This is a genomic window from Tautonia marina (genome assembly GCF_009177065.1).
GTDB lineage: Bacteria > Planctomycetota > Planctomycetia > Isosphaerales > Isosphaeraceae > Tautonia > Tautonia marina.
Genome location: NZ_WEZF01000005.1, coordinates 292,355 through 318,959, shown reverse-complemented (window position 1 = coordinate 318,959; position 26,605 = coordinate 292,355). Strand labels below are relative to the sequence as shown.

Below are 26,605 nucleotides of genomic sequence, written 5' to 3'. Positions count from 1 at the left end.
CTCCTCTGGCTCGAATCAGGCAGCCCGCGCGACGGCATCGGCCAGGGCGGCCGTTCCTTCGATCGAGAAGTTGACCGCGAACTCGTCTCGGAGGAGCTGCCGTTCGGCCTTCGAGCGATACAGCATTGACAGGCGACGGCGGACCTTGGTTATCGAGGGGATGGCCGCTTCCTGGTCGATGAGCCAGGATTGGTAGCGCGAGACGAGGTGCTCGGCCCGTTCGACGGCGTCGGCCGGGGCCGGGTGCTTGATGCCGAGCGACATCACCGTGTGCGGCGTCTTCTTCGGCCCTTGCTGCCCGACGACCCGAAGCGCGTAGCATTCGAGCATTCGGCCCAGGCACGACGGAGTCATCCGCCAGTAATCATCTGGGTAGCCGTGGATGCGGAAGTGGAAGGGGGAGGTGAGGATGAACAGGCCCCCGGGCTTCAACACGCGGTAGACTTCGTCAAAGGCCCGTCGCACCTCGAACACGTGTTCGAAGGTTTCGAGGCAGATGATGGTCCCGGCCGATTCGTCGTTCAGCGTCATGGCGCTGACGTCCTCGACCCGATCGACACCGGGGCCGGATCGCATGTCGCAGCCGAGATACTGTTTGCCCGGAAACAAGGAGCGAAGGTCGGCGAACCCTTCCTGTCCTTCGACCTGATAGGCGCCGAACTCGACGATCGGCCCGGGGCAGTCGAACGTCTCGGAGACGAGCTGGCAGAACGCCTTGTTGTGGTCTCGCATGAGGGGCGATCCTCCCTGGGCCCTTCGTGAACACCGGAAGCGGCGTGCCCCGCGTCCTGCGGGGATCTCGGGTCGGGATCATAGACGAGTGGGTCGGATCGGTCAATCGGAATGAGGAGGGAGCCGGGCGAGGAATCCAGGGGGATCAATTCGTGCTTTCGGAGATTGGCCAATTCCCCCTAAGATGGTCGAGTCTGCTGCGTTATTCTTGAGGGAGGACGAACGAGCCGGCCCCCGAAGCTCGGGAGACGTGATGACGCGCGGAGACGCATCGGCGACGACCGACCGGAATGCCTGGGTTCGGGCTGCTGTCGAGCGGTTCGAGGGGCCGCTGGTGCGCTTTGCGTTCCGGATCGTGGGCGAGATGGAGTCGGCCCGGGACATCGTGCAGGAGACGTTTCTGAAGCTCTGTGGTCAGGATCGCGAGCGGGTCGAGCCCCATCTGGCCGAATGGCTGTTCACGGTCTGCCGGAATCGGGCGCTCGATCTCCTCCGGAAGGAGAAGCGGGTGAATCGATCGAGCGAGCCGGAAACCTATCTGAGCATTGTGCCGGCAGCGGACCCCGATCCGAGCGACGGCCAGGAACAACGCGACGAGCTGGAGCGGGTGCTCCGGGTGATGGCATTGCTCCCGGAGACTCAGCAGGAGGTGATTCGCCTGCGGTTCCAGGAAGGATTTTCCTATCAAGAGATCAGCCGCATTACCGGCCTGAGCGTCAGCAACGTGGGATATCTGTTGCATGTTGGCTTGAAGTCGCTTCGAGGGCGTTTGGGGGCGTCGCACGGCGAGGCCGCATCCTCCAGCCAGCATGCCTGATCTGTCACCGTTTCGTCTCCGAGACCGCGGCCTGAACGGCCGGGGAAGTGCCGATGACCTTCGATCCCGATGACCCGAACCTGACCGCCTTCGCCCTGGGAGAGCTGGACGAGGCCGACCGGCTTGCGGTCGAATCGTTGCTGGCCCGGAGTCCCGAGGCGGCGCGGTTTGTCGACGAGGTCCGGGAGACGGCGGCGATGCTCTCCGGCACCCTGCGGAAGGAGCCGATGCCGGGGTTGTCGATCGTTCAGCGGCTCGATCTGGACGCGAAGCTCGGTACGGCTCCGGCGACGTCGAGTGGCTTCCCGGTGCGTCGAGTGGTGTTTGCGGTCGCGGCCTCGGTCGTGATGGCCATGAGCGGCTTTGGCATCGGCGTTCTGGTTGCAGACCGAGGAGCGGCCACCGAGGGGCGAAGCCTTGCCTTCCAGCCGCCAGCGGCGCCGGGTTCGATCGGGGCGGCCGTCGACGAGTCACCACGTGAGACCGCTGAGCCCGCGTCTCCTTCGAGGGACGATTCGGCCTTCAGGCCTCCCGAGCCGGCGTCCGACGCCTTCCCGAGAGCGGCGATGATGACCGAAGCCGATGCAGTCGCCGAGGAGGAGGTGACAAACCCCGAGGAACGGATGCTCGCCATGGGGGCGGTCCCGCCGGGATCACCGGAAGAGGGGTTTACTCGATCGGTCCCGAGCCGATCGAACGTGAGTGAACCTCGATTCCCAGGGGGGGCGGTGGCTCCGTCGGAATCCGTGACGGGAGACGCCATGCCGGGCCTGGCCAAAGGGAACGACCGAGGGGAACCCGATGGTCTTCTGGGTCGGGGAGGAGGATTCGGGGGAATGGGGTTCGCAGCGAGAGGGACCGACACACCCGAGACGGTCCCCCTTGCTCCGCAAGCCGAGCCGATCATGAGCCCCCCCCCTGCTCCGAAGGTCGAGGCCGACGCGATGCGAGGGTCGGCGGATCAGGTTGAGGGTAACCAGCTCGCGGCCGTCGTTGGGACTCGGGGCATCGAGAGAAGGGCAGGATCGACCTCATCGCAGGCCGTGGCGGTGCAACCGGGAAATGTGGTCGAGGTGGTCAACTTGCCCGAGGGAAGCCCGGCACAACGGTTTGCGCTGGAGAAGCCGATCCGAGAGGTGGTTGTCGATCCGACAGGTTCCCGGTTGCTGGCCTCGACTGTGGATCGCTCCGTGGCGGTCTTTGATCTTCAGAGCGGAGAACTCACGAACTCGTTCCAGGTGGATCGGGGGCCGGTGCCGTTGGCTCGGTTTGGTCGGGATGGGGAGCTGATTTTCTCGAATCTCGGGGCGGAGAGAGATCGAGGGGAGGAAGCGGTCGGGTTTTTGTGGTTCCAGACCGATCTGGAGCCCTTCGCGGCGGTTCCGGTCGATCCCGGTCGAGTCTCGATCGCGGAGCTTGGCCGGCGGATCGAGGCCGAGGGATTGCCGATCGGCCCCGAAACCCTGACCGGGAGTCTCGTCAATTCGCCCTCGTATTCCTACGATCGGCCCGAGGACGGGGAGCCGGTTGGAGTCGATGTCCGGGTCGTGCCTGCGCCCTGGACGGAAGGAAACCACCTGGTTCGACTTGCGTTAATCGCTCGGAGTACCGACCCGAACGACGCTGAGGGGGCTCCACCGGTGGTTGTTGAGGAGGTGACGGCCGAGGTCGAGTTCAATTGGGCTCGGGTGGCTCGCTACCGGCCGATCGGATTTGAAGGAAGGAGGCTCACCCTGGCTCGGATCGGCGAGGAGCCTCAGGTCTTGAAGGCAGGTGATGCGTCCACCGTGTTGTTTGAGGTTGAGCCGATTGCGAGGCCGGGTGAGTCGGAGGGAGCCGGCCTGAATCGCGCCGGTCGATACCAAGGGGCGCCGACCGCCATCGGCCAGAACGAGCTGCTGACCGCTTCAGTGGCCTACCGGGTACCGGGAACGGTAGACCGTCGATCGATCACCGTGCATGTGCCGGATGCAATAACCCCGATGGACGAGGCCACGGACGATGTTCGGCTGGCGACAGCCCTCGGCTGGCTCGGGCTCGTGGTCCAGGGAGTGATCGAGGGGAATCGAGACACCCTGCGTCAGATCGAAGAACTGGCCGAATCCACAGATGAGCAATATTTGCCGGGCGTTCGAGACGAGCTGGGAAAGTTGCTCAATCAGGTCGAGCAGCGGTTTGCTGGGGAGGAGCCGGCAGTTCCCTGAACCAAGTTCTGGGCCAGGTCGTCAGCCTTGCGGCCAGGAGAAGCGGCCGACGAGGGCTCGGGCGGTGCGGAGTCCGTCGACGGCGGCGCTGACGATCCCTCCGGCGTAGCCGGCGCCTTCTCCACAGGGAAAAAGTCCCGCGACGGTGGGACTTTCGCGCGAGGTCGGGTCGCGGGGAATGCGGACGGGAGAGCTTCCTCGGGCCTCGGGGCCGGTCAAGGTCGCCCCTTTGAGAAAGAGGCCGCGAAAAGAGCGGTCGAACTGGGGCAAGCCACGTTCCAGGGCGGCCATGACGACCGGAGGAAGGAACAGCCCGAGGTCGGTCGAGACGGTTCCTCGGGGATAACTGCTGGGGAGGGTCCCCGAGCTGGCGCGACCCGCGAAGAAGTCGCGGACGGACTGGATCGGCGCGGTGTAGGATCGACCGCCAATGAGGTAGGAGGCGCGCTCGGCCCGTTGCTGGAAGTGGATTCCAGCCAGGGGATGGTTGGAACCGACGTCCTGAAGGCCGATCGTCATGACGATCCCGCTGTTGGCGAAAGGAGAGTCGTGTCGACTCTCGCTCATGCCGTTGGTGCAGAAGTAGCCGGGTTCGGCCACGGAGCCCATCACATAGCCACCGGCGCACATGCAAAAGGTGAACAGATCGCGATCGCCGGCGCGAGTGGCCAGTTCGTAGTCGGCCGCGCCGAGGGCGGGGTGTCCGGCGGAGGGGCCGTATCGGGCGCGGTCGATCGATTCCTGAGGCTGTTCGATCCGAACCCCGAACTGAAAGGGCTTGAAGGCAAGGGGAACGCCGCGCCGAAGGAGCATCTGGTAGGTGTCTCGGGCACTATGGCCGGTGGCGAGCACCACCAGGTCGGCCGGAATGTGGCCGGAACTGGTCATCACGCCGTTGAGGCGGCCGTCGATCAGGTCGAGATCCTCGACCCGGCAGGCGAAGCGGACCTCGCCGCCGGCCTCCTCGATTTTGCGGCGGAGGGTGCGGACGATCAAGGGAAGACGGTTCGAGCCAAGGTGCGGCCGATGCTCGTAGACGACCGAGGGCTTGCCGTGGCAGTCGGCCACGACTTCCAGGACGCGGCGGACGTCGGGGCCGCTGCCCCGAGAGGTCAGCTTGCCATCGCTGAAGGTGCCGGCGCCACCCTCGCCGAACAGGTAGTTGCTCTCAGGATCGACTGCGCCGCCCTGGTCGAAGGTTCGGACGTCGGCCACGCGTTCCTTGACCGCTCGGCCTCGTTCGAGGACCAGCGGTCGGTATCCGCTGATGGCCAGGAAGTAGGCGGCAAACAGGCCGGCCGGACCCGATCCAACGATGACCGGTCGGTGTCGGAGCGGCTCTGATCCGGCGTCGGGCCAGTCGAACCGTTCGGGGGTGTAGGGAGCCAGCCCCGATCCGGCGAGCGACGCCTCGGCGCCGGGGTCGGCCAACTCGACCTCGGCGGAGTAGACGAAGCGAATGTCGTCTCGGCGGCGGGCATCGAGGCTCTTGCGGAGGATCCGCCATCGGCTGATGTCGGACGGACCCACGCCAAGCCGGGAAGCCAGGTGATCGACCAGAGCCGACTCGTCTTCACCCAGAGGGGTCGAGATGTTGGCAACGCGAAGGGACATAGAGAATCGTTGGCGAAAAGATCAAGAAGGAAGAAGACCGTGAGGGACTTGCCCTGAGGGGTGGCCGATGGTCTGGTGAAGTCGTTCGACGCGTCTCGCGGCAGCGGACAGAACAGGCGCCACGAGCGGTCAGACGCGGCCGAAGCAGATCATGGTCATGTCGTCGGCCTGGGGTTCGCCGGTGGAGAACTCGCGGATTTCCTGAAGGATGGCGCGGCCAACGGCTTCAGGGCTACCGGAAAGCTCAGCAAGGCGGTTGTTGAGTCTCGGTTTGTCGACGGAGTGGTAAATCTCGTCCTGAGGGCTGCGAGCGTCGGTAATGCCATCGGAGTAAATGACGACGACATCACCGCGATCGAGCTGAATGTCAACTTGCTGGTAAGGAAAATCGGGAAGAATGCCGAGCGGGAGCCCGGAGATGTCGACACCGTGTTCCTCGACCCGACCGTTGGCGCGACGGATCAGGACCGGCAAATGTCCGGCCGAACTGAGGGTCAGCCTGCCGCGTTCGAGGTCGAGGACCGAGAGGCTCAGGGTGATGAATTTTTCTTCGAGCCCGGCCTCGCACAGTTGATCGTTGAGGATGGTTACGGCCGGGGCGGGGGCGTTCTCGGTGAGGATGCAGTAGCGGGTGTTCCCGGAGAACTTGGCCATCATCAGGGCCGCGGGAATTCCTTTCCCGGAAACGTCGGCCAGGGCGATTCCGAGACGGTTGCCGGGCAAGGGGACAAAGTCGTAGTAGTCTCCACCAACGTTGTTGGCGGCATGGTAATAGGCAAAGAACTCATAGCCGGGAATCTGAGGCACGGAGTCGGGCAGGAAGCTGATCTGGACCTGCTCGGCGAGGCGAAGGTCGCGATTGACACGCTCTTGTTTCAGCATGTCTTCGTACATTCGGGCGTTTTGAATGGCGATGGCGGACTGGCAGGCGACGGCGGCGAGGAGGTCGAGGTCTTCTTGCTGAAACTGACGGGCCGAGGTGGTATCGAGCTGGATGATGCCCATGGCCTGGCCGTCGGGGGTCAGCAAGGGGGCGCACATGACCGACCGGATTTTCAGGTCGGCGATGGAGGCGGCGACGGGGAGGTTGGCATCGTTGCCGGCGTCTTGACTGAGGACGGCCTGCTTGCGGTCGAGGACATGGTTGACGATCGACCGGCTGATGTTCATCGGCGGTTCGTCGTCCTTGGACGCACCGTCATGAAGCCGTTGCAACCCGGTTCGAGCCGGCCGGAGTTGACGGTGCTTGAAGGCTTTGCGCATCAAGCGGTCGGCCTGGGGGTCTTTGAGAATCAAGAAGGCGCGTTCGGCCGTCGGGAAAATTTCAAAAAGGGTGTCGAGAACTTTCGGCGCCACCGCGTCGATCTTGACGGTGCTGGAGAGGTTGCGGGTGATGTCGAGCACGGCTTCGAGCTTGCGCTCGGCCGAGACACGGGTTCCTCCGCTGGAGGTGGAGGAGGCGTCGAGGGTGTGGATGGTCGATTCGCCCCCGTGTTCGGTGACGATGACCTCAGAGGCGTCGGACTCCGGTGGCGTCATCCGGGTCAGGTAGACGAACTCGACGTCGCAGATGTTGATCCGATCGCCCGCCTTCAGGGGAAGGCGTTGCCAGGGAGGAACGACCTGATTGTTCAGCTTCGTGGTGTTCCGAGAGCCGAGGTCTTCCAGGTAGTAGTGGCCCGAGTCGACGCCGATCTGCGCGTGGCGGCGGCTGACGCCCTGCGGGTCGAGCACCAGATTGCAATCCGGGGCGCGGCCGATCAGGAACGCCTCCTCCTTGAGGTCGATGCACTGACCGCGTTGCTCGCCGTTCTCTCTGCGGAGGAATGGCATCGCGGGAAAACTCCGAAGACCTTGACCGTGTCGTGTCGTGTAGGTGCAAGGAACGAGGGGTGAATGGGATGTTTTAAGAACCGTTCTGCGTCGATTGTGATCCGATACGATCCCGAGCGGGTCAGAGTTCAGGGTCAGGGTCGGGCCTGGGGGCGTCGTCGCCCGGGTTCGAATCGCTCGGCGGGATCGAAGGTGACGATGCGGAGCGCCTGGAGGAGATCTTCTCGAACGTTTGTCCACTGGGCCGCCAGCGGGCTTGCGCTGGGGCTGCTCCTGGCCCATTCCGCCACTTCCAGCGCCAGCTCGGCCAGAGCCGGTTCGAGATAGGGTGGAGCCGGGGCTCGGGCAGTCAGATGCTCAAGGGCGAGGTCGGGTCGATCTTCCAGGGCGTTCGAGGCGGCTCGGCAGATGTCGGCCAGTCGGCGCCGCTGGGTTGCGGCCTCGGGCTCTGCTTCGAGTGAGTCGGCCAGGGCGTTGAGTCCGAGGTGATCGAGGCGGTCGAACAATGCACGCGCCAGTTGCGTGTAAGCGGTCGAGCCCCAGGGCTCGGCCCTCGGAAAATGGCCGGGGACCGCAAGCAGCGCTGCCGAACGATCAGAGGGGCGAGCGAGGAGCTGCGCGTAGCGGAGCTGATCCTGGGCCGTCGCCTGTTTCGGGATCGATTCCCAGGCGGGAGCCATCCAGAGGGCCGGCGGTCCGGCCGGGGCTCCGCCGGAAAGCATGTCGGTCGGGCGGGCCGACCAGCCAAGGGCCGCGCCAACGAGCAGGCCGAGCCCCCCGAGCGTCACGAGTGTTCCCCCTCCGAGCCGTAGCTGACCAATCCTCCATGCGGTTCGTTGAAGGATCGACGGCCCCGAGGCGATTGAGGAACCGGGGAGAGGCGAAGGTGTGGGTTCACCGGTTGAGATTGTGGGAATCGATTGAGTGGCAGTGACGATTCCACGGAGGCGGAGGAGTTCCCGATCGAGTTCACCGGCCGATTTGTAGCGGTCTTCGGGCTTCTTGGCCATGAGCTTCATGACCAGTTTGACCAACTCGGGAGGCAGGTCGGGTCGGTGCACGGACAGGTCGATCGGTTGCTCCTGCAGGTGTTTCAAGGCCACGGCAACGGCGGTCTCGGCCCGAAAGGGGGGAACCCCGGCGAGCATGTGGTAGAAGGTGACCCCCATCGAGTAGAGGTCGCTGCGATGGTCGAGGCTCAGCCCCCGGACCTGCTCGGGACTCATATACATGGGGGTCCCGAGCGTGACCCCTTCCTGGGTCAGGTGCAGGGCCTCGGCTCCTTGCTCGCGGCAGAGGCCGAAATCGGCGACCTTGACCTGCCCCTTGCGAGTCAGCATCAGGTTTTCGGGCTTGATGTCGCGATGGATCAGCCCCAACTCACTGGCCGCCGCCATGGCCTGGCAGGTTTGCCGCATGATGGAAAAGGCCAGGGGAAGCTCGACGGTCCCCTTTTTGCGGAGATAGTCCCGGAGATTCGTCCCCTGAACATACTCCATGGCGATGAAGCGCAGGTCGCCGTCTCGGCCGAGGGTGTAGACCTGCACGATGTTCGGATGATTCAAGCGGGCCACCGCGGTGGCCTCGACCTCGAATCGGCTCAGGTAGGTCGGGTTGGAAACCAGGTCGGGCCGGAGCACCTTCAACGCAACCGGCCGATTTAACCCCTGCTGCCGGGCGAGATAGACCTCTCCCATCCCTCCCCGGCCGATCAATCGCTCCACCAGGAACTCGCCCCCGAGCAACTGGCCGGTCAAATCACGATCGGGAGCTCCGGAGGAGTCGGCGTCAGCCCATCCAGTGGTCGCCTCGGAATCACTCATTGGACCGCTCGGACTCCGTAAAGTTCGACCGACACCCCAATGGGTTAAGGCGAAGTGATGGAACGACTTTGACTAGTGTAGTGACCGTCTGGCGACCCTGCAAACAGGAAAACCGACCTTGCAGACACTCGGAGCCCCACGGACCCGCTCCATCAGAACGAACGGTTCAGGATCACGAACGGCGGCGTATGGATGCGGGAGTCGGGAAGGGTGAATCCACCCGATGGCCCCGAATGATCGGATCGGACGGGTTCAGCAGATGACACTCGCCGCGAGTCGCGGATACAGGTTAGAATAAACCATCAAGAGCGATCGCGTTCCCGACCACGTCCAGGCGATCGGAATTCGAACAAGGGCCCGGGGTTCTCGACTCGGGGAGGTTTCCGAGATGACTCGCAACAGGCTCCGAGCAGTGATTCTGGGAATCGGGATCGCCGGCATGTTGAGCCTCGGGGCGTCGGTGACTCGCGCCCAGGGGCCGTTCACGGCAGCGATCGGGGGGTTCACCGCCCCGCAGTTCCAGCCGGGCGGAGGGGAATGGGCCCGGGTGGTGACGGCGACGCCCAAGTGGATTGTGCTCGAAAATGCGGCCGGACAGCAGTTTCCGGTGTCGTTCGGAGCGATTGAGGTCTTCGTGATCCGCTGGCCGGCGAACCCGAGGCTGGCCGCTCCCGGAACCCTGGCCGAGGTGACCGGCATCGACCTGATGAACGGCAGTGTCGTGGCCGGTCACGTCGATCTGTTCGAGGGATCCGCCCGCGCCCTGGTGACCCCAACCTCGCTGGTCTTGGCCAGTTACAATCGGGCTTTGAATCGGAATAACCCGTTCCAGGTCAACGTGTTCGGGCGGTATTCCATGATTCCCGGCGAGGAATGGATGCCGCAGCGTCGTCATCTGGTGGGAGCGTTGATCGCCGGCAATCCGATTGTGATTGCGCCACCGAGAGGACCTTCGGCGATGGTGGTTCCCGGCGCGGGTGGGATGTCGGTGACTCAGGTCACCATCGGATCGCCCTCGTTCGTCCGACCGGGTGATCTGGTCTGGTACTTGCCCGTGAACGCCACGCCGCAGACCTTGGCCGTGGGTCGATTGGTGGTGCACAAAACGATTCCGTTGGCCCAGTTCGTCCCTTGATCGTGACGTTTCGAGGCAAGCGTTTCTTCCAGTTCGGGAACACGGGGCCGGGGAATTCTCGTCACTCTTCGGCCCGCTGTTCCGAAACCGAGTCTGGGGGATCGACCCGATCCAGGTCCTCCTGGACCCGAATGTGGTGATCGGTGAACAGAGTGTTTCGCATCGAGCTTTCCCGAGGGGGCATGTGACACGAGACGCAACCCTGGGTCGGCTCGATCGGGCAAAGGGTTTGCGCGGTGAATTCCCGGGGGGTCGCTGTGGCGATCGTTTGATCAAGGGATCGCGTATCTGAGTGGCACGAGAGGCAAACGGAATCGTAGTGCCTCGAGTCGGTTTCGGCGTTACGGTGCGGATTATGGCAACTGACGCAATCGAACTTCGCCGTCGAAGCTGACTGGATGAAGCAGGCACTCCTGACGAACGTCGTTGCCTGGAACCGGACGAGGAAGGGATTGCTCGATTCGTCCTGAGGGCCTGATTCCGAGGCCCGGTGGCAGGTTCCGCAGAGGTTGACGACTTGCTCGGCCGAAGCGAGCCGGGGTCGCATGATCGCCGGCTCGGAGAACCCGCCGTTCACCGCGGCCAGATGGTTCCCACCGGGACCATGACACTGCTCACACCGGACCCCACCTTCGACGACCGTCCAGGAAGCGGTCGATTCGTCGGGTTGAAGGTGGGTTGTGTGGCAGTTCAAACAGCTCTGCTGCTCGTGTGGAGCGAGGGTTCGCCCAAGGAACTCGGAGGGGACGGCAGGGCGCGGAAGGTGGCCGGTCGTGAGGTCCCACCCGACCTCTTTGGCATAGTGAGAGAGCCGAAGCTCGACGACATTGCCGAGCGGATCGATCCCGACCGGGGTGGTTCCGTGGTGTCCCGAGCCCATCAGATGCGAGAGGACCATCGAAAATCGCTCGCCCGCAACCTCGGTTTCCACGATGACCCGATCGCCCTCCTTGCGGAAGGAGTGGATGACCTCCGGCACTTCGGGGTCGGGGATGGGGCCATCAGGCAAGGGAAGCTGGTCCAGGTCATCGGCGCCGGCGAAGGTCGAGGCATGATGGCTGGCTTGCTGATCGTGGGCAATTTCGGCATGGCAGGACACGCATCGAGCCGATCCGACGAAAACCGCGGGTTCCGTCCGCATCGGATCGTTCTCGAACCCGAGCGACCGAGCCTCGGCCAGTGAGGCTTCCGCGGTTTGGAGATCACCGCGTTGCAACGCAGCCCGGCTCAGGAGCCAATGGGCTTCGGCATCGGGGCGAACGCGCGAGGCGAGCGTCTCCCAAGCAAGCTCCCCCTGCCCCTGTTCCAGTTGCGATCGGGCCATCGCCAGCGGATCAGCCTCGGGAATTCCATCTTCGACCGGAACAATCCCCCGGATCACCCACCAGGCTCCGATTCCGAATAACACCGAAACCGCCGCAACCAAGGCCCGCCCTGCTCGGACGGAACCAGACCGCTTGATGGTCATGAAATCTTGGGCCTTTGATGAACCGATGAGATGATGATTTCTTCTGTGCGAGTGATAGTATAGGCGGGTCGTCTACCCTTGCCCCAATCCAATGATTGAGCCATGAATCATTGGGCGACATTGCGCGGAGAAACTGCCCAGGTTTTCCAAGGTTTTTCCGAAAAACTTCGCCGTTCTGCGTCTTCGGCATCTTGCCGAATCGATGAGGGATGGGCTTCCGGGGGGGCGTTCTGAGCGTGTTGGTCAGTCGGCCGTGTCGGAGGGGGGGGGAGGGCTCAAGGGGCGAAGATCACGTTCCTGGTAAAGCGGGAGATAGCGATAATAGACTTCGAGGGTCAGGATGGAAAGGCAGGTAGTGTAATGGCGGCCGGCGCTGCGGCCCCAGCGGTCAGGCTGGGGGCTGTTCGGGTCCCAGCTCCCTCGGTCGCAGCCGGCTCCCTGGATCTGATTGGCGATCAGCCCCTCGCGGATGCGGGTATTCCAATGTTCCCAGGGCTTGCCACCGAGGTTGTGGAGCATCTGGGTGGCGTAATACCAGAAGTAGATGTTCCGATCGCCGGAGGTCATCAGATCCTGGAACACCTGAGCCGCTCCGGATCGCAAGGCGGGTGTGGTCCGTCTCCACCCGAGGTACTGGCGGCAGAGAAGCGCTTCCGCGGTCATCACCAGGCTGGGTTTGCGGCCAGGCATGTAGCTGTAGGTTGCTCCGACCGGGTCAGCCGCGGCACCGTCGAGGTAGCGTCGGCAACCGGTGACGACGTGATCGGGAATCTTGATGCCCGCGAGCGAGGCACTGCGCAGGGCGAGCATCTGCCAGCCGAAGACGGAGGTATCGCCCGCGTCGCCCGGCTGATAGCGCCAGCCGCCGTCTTGCTGGTTCTGGGCCAGGATGATGAATTGCACGGCTTGCCGGGCGGGTTCGAGCAAATCCTCGTCTCGGGAAACGCCATAGGCCTCGCACAGCGCCATTGTGGCGATGGCGTGGCTGTACATCCGGGCGTTTCCTCCTCCGCCGAGAAACAGTTCTCCGCTGGGCTGCTGAGCCCCTTTGAGCCAGGTCAGGCCGCGGTCGATACTGGTCTGGTAGCGGCCGGGCTCGACGTGTGAATGCCCGGCGCCGAGCATCGGGAGCAAGGCCAGCCCGGTGGCGGCGGTGTCCGAGATCATCTGATCGTTGCCGGGGCACGGGCCTTCGGTGCAGTGGGGGGCGCAGTTAAGCGACCAGTTGCCCGCCGGGCCCTGATGCCGCAGGAGCCATTGAAGCCCGCGTTCGACGGCCTCTTCCGATTCGGCGGTCCCTCCCTCCCGACGCAGCAGCGCGGCTTTCATCGAGGCACTTCGACCCGAGAAGGGGGCGATTTGTGCCTGACTGCCAAGCTGAGTCGCCATCGGAGCCTGACCGAGCATGAGACGATCGGGGCGTTCGACGACCCACTCCAGGGGACTCTGTTTCAACTCGGGTCCGAACCGGGAGGCCAGTTCAGGAACGTTGACGACCTCGGGATCGATCGCAGTTGGATCGATCGGGAGCGAAGGGGTCGGGTCGTCGAGCCGGGTGAAGGGATCGCCGGATTGGTCGAGGGTGTCGAGGGTCGTCAGATCATCGGTGAGCTGATCCGCCATCCTGGCCTGGAATCCGGGGTCGCCGTCGTCCTGGTTGGCCACGGGATTCAGGAAGGCGAGAATGGCGATCAGGATAATCAGGATCAGGTGGGTGATCAGGCTGGCCGACCAGGGCGTGAGATTCCGGGTCCAGGCAGGCGGGTTTTGATCGAGACGGAGGATAGCCCGACGCAAGGCGATCCGGGTTCGGCGGAGCGGTCGAAACCGCTTGGAACGGGTCGGCATCGCTCGCTCCGGTCAGTTGAAGATGCAGGAACCCTCGATCGTGGCTGATCCATTGTAGCGCACGGGACCAGGGAGTCGTTCGAGCGTGAGCCTCGCGACCACAAATGGCCCCCAACGAACGGACGCCATCAGACGCCGTTTCATTCGGACACGTCAATTCGCTCGACCGGCCCCCAGCCCAGGGCTTCGAGCGGTTTGAGCACGTCGTCGGCGTCGGCCACCACGACCGCTACCAAGCCTTCCGGACGAAGGCGACGAGCGGCGGCCTGAGCCATCGAGTCGAGGCTGACGGCGGCCAGGCGTTCCGCAAACCGGGCGTGGTGGTCGGCCGGGAAACCGTGCAGGAACAGACTGGCAAAGCGGGAGACGAGGTCCGAAGGGGTTTCGAAGTGCCGGGCGTGTCCTTCCAGGAGGCTCCGCTTCGCGTCGTCCAGCTCTCGATCCGAAGGGGGGCGGTCGCCGAGCAACAGCTCGATCTCCCGGACGATTTCCTCGACTGCCTCGGCGGCCCGATCACTTTGGACGGCCGCCGAGACGGTGAAGGGCCCGGCCCCTCGACGGGCATCGAAGGCGCTTCGAACCCCGTAGGTCATCCCCCGTTGTTCGCGGAGCGATTCGTTGAGCCGAGACGAGAACTGGCCGCCGAGGATCTGGTTCAGGACGATGGCATCGAGATAATCCTCTTCGCGACGATGCAGGCCGATCTGCCCGACCCGAACGTTCGACTGGGGAGCGTCGGGCCGGTGGACCAGGATAATCCGACGGCGGGAGGCTGAGGCCGGAGCGATCGGCGGAATCGGCTCGGGAGCGGTCCCGGACCAGTCGCCGAGTCGATCGTCAAGCTGCCGGGCAATTGCCTGCGGATCGATGTCTCCCGCGACGATCCAGGCCGATCCGGCCGGGAGATAACGCTCGGCGTGAAATTGCCGAAGCCGCTCACGATCAAGCCGCTCGACGGAGCTGGGCGTTCCGTCGGCCGGAACTTGATAGGGGTGATCGGCCTCATAGAGGGCTCGAAGCAGCGTGAGGGCCGCAACCGTCTCTGCCCGGTCGCGACGGGCTCGAAGCGCGGCGAGCGACTGGTTCTGGATGCGGTTCCACTCTGCTTCGGGAAAGGTCGGATTGCGAAGGATGTCGATTGCCAGGTTGAGGCTGGCATCGAGGTTTGAGGTCAGGCATCGCAGGCCAACGTACGAGCCATCCCAACCGGCCGAGGCCCAGAGGCTGGTCGCGATGGATTCGGCCTCGATTGCCAGGTCGACGGCCGATCGCGTTGTCGTTCCCTCGTCGAGCATCGCGGCGGTCAGGCTGGCCAGTCCGGCCCGGTCGGGAGCGACAACCCCTGCTCCTCCGGGAACGGCGAGGCTGGCGGTGACGACCGGGAGATCGCGTCGAGCGATCGCCCAGAGCTCGGCCCCGCATCGGAGGGTCAATCGCTCGGGAATCGGGGCACGGAACGGGACAGGGGTTGCCGCGGCCGGAGCCTGGGCACGATTCAGCGGCTCGGGAGCGGGGGACCCGGAGCGGCCGAGGACGACCAGCTCGACCCGAGGGGCGGTTGTCCCGACTTCTCCGGCGATCCATCGCCGAACGACCTCGGAGATCTGGTCGGGGGTGACCTGAGCGAAGCGATCGAAATCGGAGGTGATGCGTTCCGGATCGCCGAGGTAAATGTTATAGGCGTTCAGGCGATCGGCCACGCCCCCGAAGCCACCGAGCGACTCCAGGGCATAGATCAAGGCGCCTAGCCTTCCCGTCTGGGCACGGTGAAGTTCGTCGGGATCGACCTGCCGGGCGAGGCCGGCCAGTTCGGCGTCGATCAGATCGCGGGCAACCTCCCAGGATTGACCCGGTCGGAGCGTGACCATGATCCCGAAGGTTCCGGCCAGCTCGCGACCGGATTGGTAAACCGAAACGTTCTGGGCGATCTGCTGGTCGAGGACAAGCCGGCGGTAGAGCCGACTGGACCGCCCTCGGGCCAGGATGTCGGCGGCGAGGCCGAGCGGGGCGTCGTCGGGGTGAAACTGCGGAACGGTGTGCCAGGTCAGGTAGAGGCGGTTCAGTTCCACCCGATCGCGCAAGAGGATCGGGTCGGCCGGAGGCGAGGTGACCTCGGGAACAGGCGGTCGCATCGCGGGAACGCCCCCCGGAATCGGGTCGAAGTAGCGTTCGGCGAGTGCAAAGGCGCGGTCCTCGTCCAGATCGCCGACGAGACAAAAACTGGCGTTGCTGGGGACATAGAACCGGCGGAAGAACGATTCCACCTGAGTCAACGAGGCCGCGGCCACGTCTTCCATGGCGCCGATGGTCGGCCAGTGGTACGGGTGATCGGGGGGATAGAGGGCTTCAGGCAAGACGCGAGAGACGCTGCCGTAAGGGCGGTTCGCGTAGTTCTGGCGGTATTCGTTCTGGACGACCCCTTTCTGGATCTCCAGCTTCTCCTCACTGAGGGCCGCGAGCAGATGGCCCATGCGGTCCGATTCCATCGCCAGGGCCAGTTCCAGGTGCGCGGTCGGCAGGTCGATGATGTAGTTGGTGCGGTCGGGAGAGGTCGAGCCGTTAACGTAAGCTCCCTTGGGCTGGAGCGGTTTGAAGAAATCGCCGGGGAAATGCTGCGAGCCTTCGAACATCAAATGCTCGAACAGATGAGCGAAGCCGCGCTGGCCGTGCCGTTCGTTTTTTGAGCCAACGTGATACCAGAGGTTCACGGCCACGATCGGGAGGCGAGGGTCTCGACGAACGATGACATCGAGACCGTTTGACAGCGTTTGCTTCTGAAAGGCGATCTCGGGAGGCCGGGAGAAGGGAGTCATGCCGGATCGGGTCTCGGGTGCGGGGCCGGGTTTGCTCGGGGCTGGAGGACGGGGAAACTTCCCGGGTCCCAGGTCAGTCACAATTCCACCTTAGTCGAAGTAATCTTTCGTGCCTACCATCAGACGCGTTACCCTGAAGGAGAAGCAATCCTCTCGTGATCGGATGGAAATCCGTCCGATTCAGGTCGTCTGGGGTCTATTGAGCGGCAGGATCGGTCGGTAAGATCGTCTCAATGGTCGCGGGCGATCATGATCGTGTGACCTGTGCCTCGGGGCTGGATGGTCGTTGCGTCAGGGTTGATTGTGTCCAAGGAGTACGCCCCCTTCGATCGAGGCGCTGCTACCGACCGGCAGAGTACGATCGACGAATCAGCGGGAGCCGGTCGTGAACTGGCAAGAGATCATTATCGATGCCGCGGCGACCGACACAGGAATGCGTCGGGCGAATAACCAGGACAGCCACGCGATCGTCCGCGCCAAGACGGTCGAAACCTGGAAGAAACGCGGTCATGTCTTCATGGTTGCCGATGGCATGGGGGCGCATGCCGCGGGAGAGCTGGCCAGCAAGCTCGCCTGCGATAACATTCCCCACAACTTCGCGAAGCTGAAGATCGACAGCCCGGCCGAGGGGCTAACCCGAGCCTATCGCGAGGTCGCCAAGATCATTCACACCAAGGCCACGGCCAACAAGGATTTCGAGGGGATGGGCACTACGGCCTCGACCCTTGTCCTTCTGCCGGCCGGAGCGCTGATCGCCCACGTGGGAGACTCTCGGGTTTACCGCATTCGCAACGGTACGGTCGAGCAACTGACTTTCGACCATAGCCTTGTTTGGGAGCTGATTTATCGGGGGCACCTGTCTCGCGAAGAAGCGATGAGGTCGGTGCCAAAGAATGTGATCACCCGGAGCCTCGGTCCCGATCCGAATATTGAGGTCGATATCGAAGGGCCGTATCCGGTCGAGTCGGGAGACGTCTTCCTGCTCTGCTCCGACGGCCTTTCTGGTCCCGTCGAGGACCCGGAGCTGGGGGCATTCGCGTCGGCCTTCCACCCAGAGGTGGCCTGCAAGTACCTGCTACACCTCGCGAACCTGCGAGGGGGACAGGACAACATCACCGTCATGGTCGTCAGGACCGGTCCCTGGGAGGATCCCGATGACCCCTCTCGATCCGTCACGACCAATGGCGCGGCCGCCGAGGGAGCAGGAAAAGGAAAGGGTTTCTCGTTGACCGGCCTGATGAACGCGTTTCATCGCAAACCCGTTCTGGAACCGGTGGACGAAAACATCTACGTTACGGCTCCCTGTCCGCTCGATGCGAACCTGTTCGATCGCCTGGGCGACGACCTCCGCCGCGTGCACTCGATGGCCGTCGAACACGCCTGGCCGGTCGATTGGGCCGAGCTCACGAACAGTCGGCGCGAGGCGGAAGCGGCCCGAGCCTCCGGGAATGATCGCCTGGCCTTGAAACATCTGGGTGAAGCGATCGTACGACTTGGCGTCGCCGGCCGGCTCCATCGCAAGGAGTATGGCCCGATCGGGGCGCGATGATCGGCTTCGTTTCGTCCCGGCTTCCTTCCTTGGTGGTTTGCGATTCAAGACCGATCGACCCTGCCGAACCGATGCGATGGACCCTTCCGACACACCCCGGAGTTCCCCGGCTCAGCCCGCTCCGGAAACGATCTGCGCCCGGCCGAACCTCCTCCCCGGATCGTCCTCGACTCCCCTGGTGCCCGCTCCCCAATTGAGCGTGGTCTACCGGTTTGAAGGGCTCGACCATGTCGATGCCGTCTACCAGGGGCAGGCCGACGGGTTTGTTTATGCGAGGGATGGACACCCGAACGCCAGTGCGCTCGCGGCTCGGATTGCGGCCCTTGAAGGGGCCGAAGCGGCGGCCGTCTGTGGGTCGGGAATGGCGGCCTCGGCCGCGGTTTTGCTCTCCGAGCTGGGATCAGGCGACCACATTGCGTTTGCCGAACAGCTTTATGGGAAGACCATCTCGCTGATTGATCGCGAGCTGAGACGGTTCGGGATCGAGGCAACCGGTTTCGATGCGACTCGGCCCGAGTCCCTCGCCGCGGTCCTGCGCGACCGGACCCGGCTGGTGATGGTCGAGACGCTCTCAAACCCGTTGCTCCGGCTCCCGGATCTCCCCGTTCTGGCCGCGATGGCGAACAAGGCTGGGGCGAAGCTGGTGGTTGACCATACGTTCGCCCCCCTGCTCTGCCGTCCGTTGGAGCTGGGGGCCTCCTACGTGGTTCACTCCGGGACCAAGCTGATCGGCGGCCATAGCGATCTGACCCTCGGGCTCGTTGCCGGCACCCACGAGGAGATGGACCGAGTTCGCCGGCTCGCCTCCACCTTCGGCCTGTCCGGCAACCCGTTCGAAAGCTGGCTCGCCTGCCGAGGGCTCGCGACGTTGCCTCTGCGCTCGTCACGGTGTTGTGCAACGGCACTCGAACTGGCCGAACGCCTGACCCGATCCTCCGCGATCCGGGCCGTCCATTACCCGGGGTTGCCCGATCATCCCGATCACGAACGCGCACGCACCTTGCTTCACGGTGGGTTCGGCGCGATCGTCACGATTGATCTCGGTGATCGGCACCGAGCCGATACCTTCATCCGGAATCTCGGCCAGATCCCCTTCGCACCCAGCTTGGGAGACGTGGCCACGACCCTGAGCCATCCGGCGACCACGAGCCATCGAGGGCAGGAGCCTGGGCTGCTCGATCGCCTCGGGATCACTCCCGGCCTGATCCGCCTGTCGATCGGCCTTGAAGACCCGGCGGATCTTGCTGCCGATCTGGAACAGGCCCTCGCGACCCTATCTTGAACAGGACGACGAACGGCATCCGTTCCCTTGGGAAGGGTTGTAGCGCGTAGGAATCGATGGAACGGTGAGTCAAGGGTCAGGGAACCGTCAGGCGGGGCCGTAGACGTAATTCATGAGGTTCTTCCGTTCCTCATCGGCCGATTCGTGCAGGAAGCGGATAAGATCGCCGACGGAAACCAGTCCAACGAGGCGTCCGTCCTCGTTGAGCACGGGAAGCTGACCGATGCGGTGTTCGCTCATGCGTCCCATGGCGTCGTGTACCGATTCGGCGACCGAGCAGGAGACGACCGGACGGGTCATCACGGAATGGATCGGCTCGTGGCAATACTCCTTGCCCTGATGGTGAAGCCCTCGGAGGATGTCTCGCTCGGTGAAAATGCCGACCATCTCGCCGGTGTCGTCGACCACCGGGAGCGACCCGATATTTTCTTCGACCAGGACGGCAACCGCTTCGGAAACGGTCGCTTCCGAGCCGATGGTGATGATCGACCGGGACGTTCCCGAGAGGACGCTTCGAATGTGCATGATCAACCCTCCTTCGCGGATGGCCCGGTACGGTGATGGGAGTCCCGATCAGAATTCGGGAAACCAGGCCAAGATTGGAGCAACGCGCAGGGAGACGGGAACAGCATGAATATCTTGAAACATCTCCCGGAGGTGTGCAACACAATTCGCCCTCAATTTCCCGGATCGTCTCGAGGGCCCGACGGTCAAGCGGCGGGGCGCGGGCGCTCGCCGGGCTCTGAGCTTGGATCGCCGTGGCCGACGCGCCTACACTGATTGTTCCGGGATCACAGGCTGTTGTTGCGGCCGACAGTCGGCCAATCGGCGTTCCCGTCCAGGACTTGATCGAGAACGCGGCATGGCAGGATCGCATGTGGTGGTGATTGGAGGGGGAGTCGGCGGACTCTCCTCTGCCCTCGAACTGGCGCGACGGGGATTGCGAGTCACGTTGCTGGAACGTCACCCTGCCCTTGGAGGAAAGGCCAGCGAGCGTCGTGAGGCCGGGTTTCGATGGGACGAAGGCCCAAGCATTGTTGTCATGCCCTGGGTTTATCGAGAGCTGTTCACCCAGGCAGGACTCGACCCCGATTATTACCTCCCGTTGAACCGACTGGACCCAGCCTTCCGCGTGGTGTTTTCCGATGGTCGACAGCTCGACCTGCCCGCCGATGAACCTGGGCTCCGCGATGCCTTCGCCTCGATTGACCCGGTGGATGCCAATGCGCTCGGGCCGTTCCTCGAACGCCTCGACCGCTTCGCGGCCAAGATCGGCCATGCCTACTGCGATCGCTTGCTGGAAAGTTGGCCGCAGGTCTTGACCTCGCCGCTGATGAGTTCGGCGAGGATCATCTCGCCCTTTCAGCAGTATGCGGCCGAGGTTGATCGCACGTTCCGATCCGGTCCGATCCGGGAACTGCTTTACGGCTTTCCGACGTACTCGGGATTCAACCCGATCACGGCTCCGGCCTCGCTCCTGGTGATCCCTTGGACGATCATCCGGGAAGGAGTCTGGTATCCGACCTCGGGAGGGATCGCCGCCATTCCTCTGGCCATTGCCGCCGCCTGCCGGGACCTGGGAGTCGAGATTCATACCGGGGTGGAAGCCGAAGCAATCGAGTTGGACGCCTCGGGACGGGTTCAGGGGGTGGCCACGTCTCACGGTCCGGTGCCGTGCAATGTTGTCGTGTCGAATAGCGATTATGTTCACACGCATCGACTCTTACGAGGGGGGCGCGGCTTTACCCCAGAGGTCGAGACGATCCGTGAGGGGAAGGTGGAACCCTCGGGGTCGTTCTTCACCGTTCAACTGGGCTGCAATCGGACGTGGGACCTCGCGGCTCATCACCTTCTGGTGCTGACCGAGGGATCAAGCCGGGTCTACGACGAGGTCTACGACCGCGGCGAGTTCCCGAGCGATCCTCCTTTGTATGTGAATGTCACCAGTGCAACCGATCCGGCCGACTCTCCCCAGGGGGGGAGCAACCCCTTCATCGTCATCGGTGCTCCCGCAATGCCGGATGAGACCACCAGCGATCCGGAATTCGAAGAACGATATGCCGATCGACTCATTGAGCGTCTGGAACGCGCCGGGATGACGGGCCTGGCCGATGCCACCGTCACGCGACAGGTGACAGGCCCCGCCGAGTTTTCCCGGAAATTCCATGCGTTTCGAGGGGCGATCTACGGTTTAAGCAGTAAACATAACATCCTAGGAGGGGGCTTCCGACCCTTAAACTATCGGCCCGACGTGCCTGGTCTGTACTTCGTTGGCGGGGGAGTGCAACCGGGTGCAGGTCTTCCCATGGCGGTCCAAAGCGGGAAGATCGCCGCGGGTCGGATCGCCAAGGACCTTGGTGTCCGGACCCCACCCCGATCGGCAACCACGCGGCCTTGAGACGAGACAGGAGATCGCGTGATGATTTTTGGATTTATTCTGGCCCTGGTCGTTACCCTCGGCTGGGTGGCCCTAGCGTTCGTCTGCGTGCATCGCTCACGATCGTCCCGCTGGCTGCGCCCGACCGACCGGCGTTGGGGAGCGGAAGCACCGACGGTGGCCGCGGTCGTTCCGGCCCGCAACGAGTCGGCGCACATTGCCCAGACACTCGAATGTCTGATGGCGCAGGAATACCCTCATCTCTCAATTCACGTGGTCGATGACCAATCGGTGGATGGCACGGCCGATCTGGTTCGTCAGGCTGTTGCCGGTGCCGGTCCTGATCGTCACCCGGTGCGGCTCTTGCCCGGGGGCGACCGACCGCACGGGTGGGTGGGCAAGACCTGGGCCTTGCATCAAGGGGTCGACGCGACCGATTCCGAGTGGGTCTGGATGGTCGATGCCGACCTCTGGCTGCACCCAAACGCATTGGCTACGGCGCTTGATCAGGCCGAGCGGTCGGAAGCGGACTTCATTTCCTTCCTGGGCCGACCGCGCTGTGATACCTTCTGGCAAGGCTCGATTGCCCTGGCCTTGATTCAGATTCTCTCCATGCTTTATCCCCTGCGACGGGTGAACGATCCCGCACGCCCCGAGGCGTTGGCACACGGCGCGTTCGTCTTGATTCGCCGATCCACGTATGAGCGTGTCGGTGGGATTGAGAGCGTTCGAGGCGAGATTGTGGAAGACATTCAGTTCGCCTCTCGGGTCAAATCACAGGGTGGTCGGCTCCAGGTCGATGCCACTCCCGAACTCTCTCAGACTCATATGTACGGCAGCTTTCAAGACATCTGGCGCGGTTTGCGGAAAAACGCGTATGCGGGGATGGATTACCAACTGCACAAGTACGCGACGGGGGCCTTGATCGGGTTACTCATGGCCTGGACCCCCTGGGTGGCGACTGCCGTGGGGTTGTTCGGCCTCTGGAATGCTGACGGCGCGGAAGTGTTCCGCCTCGCCTGGCTCGCCGTGGGCCTGATGGGGTTGCTCGGCCAGGCGGTGGCGGCCATGCCCGTCGTCGTCTTCCTGAATCTCCCGAAGGTGTTTGCCTTCGCACTCCCAGCGGGAATCTCAGCATATATCGCGATTACCACCGCGAGCGTCTGGCACTATTTCCGGGGTCGAGTTCTCTGGAAGGATCGTGAGTTCTGCGCCAGGAGCATCAAGGAGCAATCGGTTCGGAATTCAGGTGGGTTGTGAAAGCTGGGCTGGCTCGTCCGTTGTTACGTCGCAGTGGTGTTGGAGGGAGACGCGTCGGAAGCGACGCCGTTTCGCCTCAAAAGCTCGTGCAAATGAAGATGGAATGGGCCGAGTTTCCCACCGTAATTTCCAGCCGTGATCGCGACGATGTCCGGTGTCGCTCCGGCAAGAAGGCCAGCGACCGTGGCCGACTCGACATCATGGAGCGTCAGACCATCAATCACGATTTCATACGCACAACGAACCTCGTCGGGTAATTCGGTTGGAACAAGGCCCCTGAGCATGGGGGCGTAGGCCGTGTTGGTGCTGGCGAGCAGGGCCTTGTACTTGCTGCCGACTTTTGAACCGGAACGGGCGATCCCCCCTGGAAAGGGTAAGATGACACCGGGGACCTTTCGCATCGCGTCCACGGCTCGTTCGGTGGCTTCGAGGGTGGGGCCTGGGTCGGTGCCAAGCAGAATGAGGTTGCCGCCGGCCACTCCTTTCTGAGAACCGAACAGGTCTTCACAGGTGAATTCGCCGTCCATCACTGGCACGCGCCAGAAGCGTCGGTCGCCGAGTTTCTTGCTGATCTGCCAGCCATCCCCGAAATAGCGGAGCTTGCCGCCGAGGCTCAGGGTCTTGTCTCCGGGGGCGATCGGCAGGCCGTTGTAACATGCGGTCGTCGGACAGGTCATCACGCACTGGCCGACTCGTTTGATCAGCGCCTTTTCCAGAGCGTTTCTGCTGAAGGCAAACGCGAGAATCGCCACGCCGGGCCGACCGTCGGGGGTTTCCTCCGGCGTCAAGGGACGCTCAATGCCCGCCTCGGCGTCGCAGGAGATGACACTGGAGGCGTAGCCGGTCATTTCTCGACCGGCAATCTCGGCCCAGTGCGCGGTGTCGGCCGTGACGATCAAGCGAGCGCCGACCATTGGGAAGGCCTCGGCGAACGTATCGACGATCGGGACACCGTTAACCTGCATTGTGCGCTCCGGTCGAGAGCCGGTGGAGGAGGTTTGAGGAGTGGTGCGATCAGTGGGATTGAAGGGTCGCACAGTAACTGAGGAGCGTTGCCAGCACCTCGTGCATTGAGGGGTGAACGGGAGTCATCGCCGGTCGCAGGGGTAAGCTCACTTCGTCGGATCGGTAGAAGGTGCCACCATCGTCGATCCCCGGCATTCCGGTGGCGATGGCCACCACTCCGGGAGCAGATCGCGCGGTGGCGTTCGGGCCGAGGAGGATCACTGGAACTCCCTTGGGGCGAGTCGTGGTCCGCTCATCGAGGTCCTCACCCACAAGAAGCAGGGCATCGGCCTCACCGGATTGCAGGCGGAGCCACGGATCGGCGTCAACGGGGCGATACCGGGCGATCCCGTCCGCGAGGTCGACGGAAACCGGGGCCCCCAGCCTTCCGGTGAGAATCGCCTCGGCCCCGGCGGGATTGCCGGGACCGGCCAGCGGAACGGCCACGCATCGGGTGGTCGTGTTCAGGTCGTCGAGCAATCGCATCAGGGCCTCGATTGCCGAAGCTCCCTCGCGGGCCAGTTCGGCGCCGAAGATGATCGCACTATAGGGAGCACGCTTCAGGAGGTCGGCCCAGGATTGCCAGAGATCGACCGGCGATCCGGAGTGTCGCTCCACCCGGATCGGATCGGCGGCGACCCCTCGAACGGCGCCTCGGAGGGCCTGAATGGCCTCGGTGTGGCGACCGCTTGAGACGGCGATTGCGCCGTCGGCCCAACTTCGACATTCGGAAACGCTCTGGTCGACCACCAGCACCGTTCGTCCCGCTCGACCTTCGGGCACAAAGCGGCCGGGCCGGTCGATCAATCGTTCCCGGAGTCGAGGGTGGGTTCTGGCCGGGTCGATACCCCAGCACAGGATCAACTTCGCCCGATGAATGACTTCGCCGAATGAGGCCAGCACGGCTCCGGAGCGTTGAATGGCCAGAAGGCGAGGGGTGGCTTCCTCGGAATGATCCGGACCGATCGTCGCCCCAAGCCGATCTGCCAGTCGCGCAGCAAGGGATTGAGATTCGAGTGTTGCCGAGGTCAGCCCTGCGATCACCGGGGCCCTTGCATTGACGAGGATCGAGGCGGCCCGTCCGATCGCCTCGGCGACGGGCACGGTGATTCCATCGACCGACGCGGGCGGCAGCGTTTCAACTCGGTGGTTGCCCAGGAACCACGAACGGCCAAGCTCGCAGGCTCGATCGGCCTTGAGAATCCGATGGCCCGAGATGGACAGGACGATGTCATCACACAGCAAGCCACAGGCCGAGCAAGTCGCGTCGTTGAGGACTCGGATGTCAGAGGAGGGCGTGGTCATGGTGAATTGGTTCAGAGCATGCCCGAATGATCGACAGTCGGGAAAATGCGTTTCGACGTTCGGGAGGTCGGGCAATCGAGGCTCATCGTAGCATGCCCTCGGAGGCGAGGCCACTGTCGAACCGAGGGGGAGTGTTGAGTGTGACTCTCAGGGAGAACAGGCGCATCGCCCTTGATTCCTTGGCCCGGCCGATCCATCATAAAACTCAATCGCACTCGAGGAGTGCCGTACCGTCCGATCGGCCTGGGTGATCGGCGTTTCGGTGGCTCGCGACCCCATGCTTCCCACCTCAGGATTGAGATTTCGCCGGAGACTGATTCGATGATGCGATCCCTGCTCGCGTTCCTCTCGATCGCCCTGCTGATCGCGGGGCCCGCCCGATCTGATCAGGAGGCCAAGCGCCGCGTGCTCGACTTCACCGTCAACGACATTGAAGGCAATGAGGTTGACCTCAAACAATATGAGGGAGAGGTCCTCCTGATCGTCAACACCGCCAGCTATTGCGGTTACACCCCGCAGTACGACGGCCTGGAAGAACTTTTCCGCACTTACGGCGAGAAAGGCTTCAAGGTGCTCGCCTTCCCGGCCAACGAGTTTGGTCAGCAAGAACCGGGCACCAATGCCGAGATCCGGGCCTTCTGCAAGTCGAATTATGAGGTGAGCTTTCCCTTGTTCTCGAAGGTCGTCGTCAAGGGATCGGGCATCCACCCCTTGTTCGAGTTCCTGACCGACGAGGAGGCCCACCCCGAAAACGGCGGCACGATTCGCTGGAATTTCACCAAGTTCCTGGTCGATCGCAAGGGGAACGTCATTGCCCGGTTCGAGCCGGGAGACGATCCGAAGTCGGAAAAGGTGGTCAATGCCATCGAGAAGGCCCTTGCCGAGTCCTGAGGGGGCACCCTCCGGCCCTCGCATCCTCCCGGCCCGCGTCGACCCCTGGGCCGACGCGGTTGCCCACCTCAGAGCAATCGACCCGCGCTGGTGCCCCCTGATCGATCGGATCGGTCCGTGTTTGCTCCGGCCGAAGACCGATCGTTTTGGAATTCTGGTCCGGGCGATCGTCGGTCAGCAGATTTCCTCGAAGGCCGCGGCATCGATCAATCGTCGGTTGCTCGAAGGTCAGGGGACGCCTCGCCATCAGGCGGAAACGCTGCTGGCGCTGGGTGTGGAGGGGATCCGGAACGCGGGCCTCTCGGGGGTCAAAGCCTCGTACGTGCTTCACCTGAGCGAAGCGGTTGCGTCGGGACGACTCGTCCTTTCCCGAATCGGCCGCCTTGGTGATGCGGAGATCATGGCGCAATTGACCGAAATCCGAGGGATCGGCCCCTGGACGGCCGAGATGTTCCTGATCTTCGCCCTGAACCGGCCCGATGTGCTTTCGGTCGGTGATCTTGGAGTCCGGGTCGGGATTCGGGATCACTACGAACTCGAATCCTTGCCAAACCCCAGGCGTTGCGTTGAACTGGCCGAGCCCTGGCGCCCGTTTCGATCCGTGGCAATGTGGTATCTCTGGCGAAGCATCGACACTCCGCCCACCTGA

At 63.7% G+C, this 26,605-nt stretch carries 19 protein-coding genes; 9 read left to right on the top strand and 10 right to left on the bottom strand.

Annotated features, from left to right (window positions below; translation table 11 throughout):
* Positions 1-15: 15 nt before the first annotated feature.
* Positions 16-732 (bottom strand): methyltransferase domain-containing protein, encoded by a 717-nt coding sequence (locus tag GA615_RS08645; protein WP_152050875.1) that lies wholly within the window; start codon positions 730-732, stop codon positions 16-18.
* A gap of 253 nt (positions 733-985) precedes the next feature.
* On the opposite strand from GA615_RS08645, the gene GA615_RS08640 reads away from it, so the two are divergent.
* Positions 986-1,549, top strand: a complete 564-nt coding sequence (locus GA615_RS08640) for an RNA polymerase sigma factor (RefSeq protein ID WP_152050874.1) — start codon at positions 986-988, stop codon at positions 1,547-1,549.
* Between the two features lie 53 nt (positions 1,550-1,602).
* Positions 1,603-3,753 carry a YfbK domain-containing protein gene (locus GA615_RS08635; protein ID WP_152050873.1) on the top strand — a complete coding sequence of 717 codons (2,151 nt, stop codon included), beginning with the start codon at positions 1,603-1,605 and terminating at the stop codon, positions 3,751-3,753.
* A 21-nt stretch (positions 3,754-3,774) separates the two neighbouring features.
* Here GA615_RS08635 and GA615_RS08630 read toward each other — a convergent pair whose 3' ends face one another.
* The 3 genes from GA615_RS08630 to GA615_RS08620 form a co-directional block, all read right to left on the bottom strand.
* A complete protein-coding gene (locus GA615_RS08630) occupies positions 3,775-5,367 on the bottom strand; it encodes an NAD(P)/FAD-dependent oxidoreductase (RefSeq protein WP_152050872.1) in 1,593 nt (530 codons plus the stop codon).
* 129 nt (positions 5,368-5,496) lie between these two features.
* Positions 5,497-7,200, bottom strand: coding sequence for a SpoIIE family protein phosphatase (locus GA615_RS08625; protein ID WP_152050871.1), 1,704 nt, complete (start codon positions 7,198-7,200; stop codon positions 5,497-5,499).
* 134 nt (positions 7,201-7,334) lie between these two features.
* Positions 7,335-9,023: a protein kinase domain-containing protein gene (locus tag GA615_RS08620; protein WP_152050870.1), complete on the bottom strand. Its 1,689-nt coding sequence runs from the start codon at positions 9,021-9,023 to the stop codon at positions 7,335-7,337.
* A 388-nt stretch (positions 9,024-9,411) separates the two neighbouring features.
* Here GA615_RS08620 and GA615_RS08615 point away from each other — a divergent pair, with 388 nt between their 5' ends.
* Positions 9,412-10,158, top strand: coding sequence for a hypothetical protein (locus GA615_RS08615; protein ID WP_152050869.1), 747 nt, complete (start codon positions 9,412-9,414; stop codon positions 10,156-10,158).
* A gap of 61 nt (positions 10,159-10,219) precedes the next feature.
* On the opposite strand, the gene GA615_RS08610 is transcribed toward GA615_RS08615, so the two are convergent.
* The 3 genes from GA615_RS08610 to GA615_RS08600 form a co-directional block, all read right to left on the bottom strand.
* Entirely contained in the window at positions 10,220-11,539 is a 1,320-nt protein-coding gene (locus GA615_RS08610; RefSeq protein WP_161602235.1) for a tetratricopeptide repeat protein, read from the bottom strand.
* Between the two features lie 330 nt (positions 11,540-11,869).
* Complete coding sequence (locus GA615_RS08605) at positions 11,870-13,474, bottom strand: prenyltransferase/squalene oxidase repeat-containing protein (RefSeq protein ID WP_152050867.1); 1,605 nt, start codon at positions 13,472-13,474, stop codon at positions 11,870-11,872.
* A 140-nt stretch (positions 13,475-13,614) separates the two neighbouring features.
* A complete protein-coding gene (locus GA615_RS08600) occupies positions 13,615-16,287 on the bottom strand; it encodes a M16 family metallopeptidase (protein WP_152050866.1) in 2,673 nt (890 codons plus the stop codon).
* Between the two features lie 385 nt (positions 16,288-16,672).
* On the opposite strand from GA615_RS08600, the gene GA615_RS08595 reads away from it, so the two are divergent.
* Together GA615_RS08595 and GA615_RS08590 are read left to right on the top strand one after the other, a co-directional pair.
* The gene (locus GA615_RS08595) at positions 16,673-17,836 is read left to right on the top strand and encodes a PP2C family protein-serine/threonine phosphatase (RefSeq protein ID WP_152050865.1); all 1,164 of its coding nucleotides are present in this window, start codon (positions 16,673-16,675) and stop codon (positions 17,834-17,836) included.
* A gap of 76 nt (positions 17,837-17,912) precedes the next feature.
* The gene (locus tag GA615_RS08590) at positions 17,913-19,118 is read left to right on the top strand and encodes a trans-sulfuration enzyme family protein (RefSeq protein ID WP_152050864.1); all 1,206 of its coding nucleotides are present in this window, start codon (positions 17,913-17,915) and stop codon (positions 19,116-19,118) included.
* A gap of 87 nt (positions 19,119-19,205) precedes the next feature.
* Here GA615_RS08590 and GA615_RS08585 read toward each other — a convergent pair whose 3' ends face one another.
* A complete protein-coding gene (locus GA615_RS08585) occupies positions 19,206-19,643 on the bottom strand; it encodes a CBS domain-containing protein (RefSeq protein WP_152050863.1) in 438 nt (145 codons plus the stop codon).
* A gap of 337 nt (positions 19,644-19,980) precedes the next feature.
* Here GA615_RS08585 and GA615_RS08580 point away from each other — a divergent pair, with 337 nt between their 5' ends.
* Positions 19,981-21,516 (top strand): phytoene desaturase family protein, encoded by a 1,536-nt coding sequence (locus tag GA615_RS08580; protein WP_152050862.1) that lies wholly within the window; start codon positions 19,981-19,983, stop codon positions 21,514-21,516.
* A 21-nt stretch (positions 21,517-21,537) separates the two neighbouring features.
* Complete coding sequence (locus GA615_RS08575; protein ID WP_152050861.1) at positions 21,538-22,755, top strand: glycosyltransferase; 1,218 nt, start codon at positions 21,538-21,540, stop codon at positions 22,753-22,755.
* A 23-nt stretch (positions 22,756-22,778) separates the two neighbouring features.
* On the opposite strand, the gene fhcD is transcribed toward GA615_RS08575, so the two are convergent.
* On the bottom strand, positions 22,779-23,720 hold the full coding sequence (gene fhcD, locus GA615_RS08570) for a formylmethanofuran--tetrahydromethanopterin N-formyltransferase (protein ID WP_152050860.1): 942 nt from the start codon (positions 23,718-23,720) through the stop codon (positions 22,779-22,781).
* Positions 23,721-23,769: 49 nt separating this feature from the next.
* Positions 23,770-25,065, bottom strand: a complete 1,296-nt coding sequence (locus tag GA615_RS08565) for a formylmethanofuran dehydrogenase subunit B (protein ID WP_152050859.1) — start codon at positions 25,063-25,065, stop codon at positions 23,770-23,772.
* Positions 25,066-25,386: 321 nt separating this feature from the next.
* Between GA615_RS08565 and GA615_RS08560 the strand changes: the two genes are divergently transcribed.
* Together GA615_RS08560 and GA615_RS08555 are read left to right on the top strand one after the other, a co-directional pair.
* Positions 25,387-25,956 carry a glutathione peroxidase gene (locus tag GA615_RS08560; RefSeq protein ID WP_152050858.1) on the top strand — a complete coding sequence of 190 codons (570 nt, stop codon included), beginning with the start codon at positions 25,387-25,389 and terminating at the stop codon, positions 25,954-25,956.
* Positions 25,925-26,605, top strand: coding sequence for a DNA-3-methyladenine glycosylase family protein (locus GA615_RS08555; RefSeq protein WP_152050857.1), 681 nt, complete (start codon positions 25,925-25,927; stop codon positions 26,603-26,605). Before GA615_RS08560 ends, GA615_RS08555 begins: the two co-directional genes overlap by 32 nt.